Source organism: Methylobacterium sp. WL103 (genome assembly GCF_008039885.1).
In the GTDB taxonomy this organism is placed as follows: Bacteria; Pseudomonadota; Alphaproteobacteria; order Rhizobiales; family Beijerinckiaceae; genus Methylobacterium; species Methylobacterium cerastii.
In genome coordinates this window covers 1-1,516 of sequence record NZ_VRUX01000817.1, presented here as the reverse complement: position 1 = coordinate 1,516, position 1,516 = coordinate 1, and the positions used below count along the sequence as shown (strand labels likewise).

Below are 1,516 nucleotides of genomic sequence, written 5' to 3'. Positions count from 1 at the left end.
CCACATCCCTGTGACCGGCGGCCTTCGGCGCCGGGGCTTTCTGCGGCGGTTTCCGCCGGGGAGGCGACGTCTCGGGCCGACACCGTGCCTTCCAGGGCGGCGGGGGCGCATTCTCGCCAACGAAGCGGTCGCGCACCCGACCACCTGGAACCGCTCCGCGAGAAGCCCCCATGACGCTCGGAATGCTCGTTTCGGCCGCGATCGCGGCGCTCGGCCTGCTGGTGGCGATGGGCCTGATCGGGCACCCGGTCGACGGACAGCTGCTCACGAATTACGGCTGGAGCGGCGTGATCATCGGCGTCGCGCTGTTCGGCTTCTTCGCCTACCTTCAGCGTCGGCGGCCGCGCGCGAGCGCGTGAACCGGATGCCGTCAGGCGATGCGGATCAGCGGCTCGCGACGGATCGCGGGCGTCGCGCCAACCTCGACGCGCTGGCGCTCGCGGGCGATGTAGGCCGTCGGCATCACAGCCTGCATGTCCGCCTCGACCGAAAGCAGGGTCGTGTCCGAATGGCACGGGTGCAGGTGGATGATCGCCAGCGCCTTCACGCCGGCGGCCTGGGCGAGCTCCACGCCCTTCTGCCAGGTCGAGTGACCCCAGCCGCGGCAGGTCGGGTATTCGCCGTCGGTGAACATCCCGTCGTAGACCATCAGGTCGGCGCCCTCGACGAAGCGCATCAGCGCGGCGTCCGGCCACGGGTCGGTGTGCTCGATGTCGCTGATGATGCAGAGCCGCTTGCCACCATGCTCGAAGCGATAGCCGACCGAGCCCTGGGGATGGTTGAGCAGGATCGTGTCGACGGTCGCACCGTCGGCGAAGGTCAGCGTCTCGCCCGCGCGGAAGCCGTGATGCTTCAGCGTGCACGGGAGGATGTCGAGGGTCACCGGGAAGAGCGGCGGCGAGAACAGGCGGCCGAGCGCGTCCTCGGCCGACTGCCCGTCGAGGTTGCCGCACCAGGTGTTGATCGTGCGCTCGGCGTCGAACACCGCGGGCTTGAAGAACGGCAGGCCGCCGGTGTGATCGAGATGCAGGTGGCTGAAGAGGAGGTCGACCTCCTTCGGCAGGTCCTGGCGGTTGTGCTGGCCGCAATTATAGAGGCCCGAGCCCGCGTCGACGACGAACAGTCGCTCGCCGCAGCGCACCTCGAGGCACGGGGTGTTGCCGCCGAACTCGACGTATTCCGGGCCGCAGACCGGCGTCGAACCACGCACGCCCCAGAAGCGCAGCGTGAGACCGCCGTCCGTTACAGGACTTCTCGACATCGTCATCACGGGTCGTTTTCGTTCGGATGGTCCGATCGACTTCGATCTGGAACCGTTCTCCGCTCCGGCGTCAATGCGACCGAGGCGGTGGGCGGACGGTGGTTTCCTCATCGCCGCTCTCTGACAGAGTTTGAGATGGGTGGGCCCCGCAGGCTGCGATGTGCGAGCCCGCACATGGGATAAGTCCCATCCACGCCTCGCGTTTCGGATTTCACGGCCGGTCGGCGAGCGCGAGCGGTCCGGTCGCCCTGCGGC

Annotated in this window: 2 protein-coding genes; one reads left to right on the top strand and one right to left on the bottom strand. The window is 68.5% G+C overall.

Going from position 1 to position 1,516, the window contains the following annotated elements:
* The first annotated feature begins 170 nt into the window (after positions 1-170).
* Positions 171-359: a hypothetical protein gene (locus FV222_RS25775; RefSeq protein ID WP_147764340.1), complete on the top strand. Its 189-nt coding sequence runs from the start codon at positions 171-173 to the stop codon at positions 357-359.
* 11 nt (positions 360-370) lie between these two features.
* Here FV222_RS25775 and FV222_RS25770 read toward each other — a convergent pair whose 3' ends face one another.
* Positions 371-1,267, bottom strand: coding sequence for an MBL fold metallo-hydrolase (locus tag FV222_RS25770; RefSeq protein ID WP_147754333.1), 897 nt, complete (start codon positions 1,265-1,267; stop codon positions 371-373).
* Between the last annotated feature and the right edge of the window lie 249 nt (positions 1,268-1,516).